Source organism: Aquimarina macrocephali JAMB N27 (genome assembly GCF_000520995.1).
Taxonomy (GTDB): Bacteria; Bacteroidota; Bacteroidia; order Flavobacteriales; family Flavobacteriaceae; genus Aquimarina; species Aquimarina macrocephali.
The window spans coordinates 1-240 of the sequence record NZ_JACA01000040.1 but is presented as its reverse complement, the minus strand read 5'-3'; the positions used below and the strand labels follow the sequence as shown (position 1 = coordinate 240).

At 37.5% G+C, this 240-nt stretch carries 1 protein-coding gene; it reads right to left on the bottom strand.

Annotated elements, in window-relative coordinates; all coding sequences use genetic code 11:
- Positions 1-240 (bottom strand): carbonic anhydrase family protein (locus tag Z054_RS0119885; protein WP_024771791.1); only part of this gene is annotated, 240 nt, incomplete at both ends.

The following is a 240-nucleotide window of genomic DNA, read 5'->3' as shown; positions in this document are numbered from 1 at the left end:
ATTTCTGAACATGCAGGGGTCGTTAAAGAACCTCTATAGGTATAAAAATCCATATTACCAGGAAGTATATCGGCTATATGATACTCATCATTACTTGTGTAATATTCGTCCTTATGTCTGGGAAGATTATCCATAAACTGAGACAAAACTTCATTTTCTGCTCCTTCGGTAAAGAAAATACCGACTACTGCCAACAAACCAGTAGTTGGGTTTCTATGTACCAAGTGCATCTCCATAGGA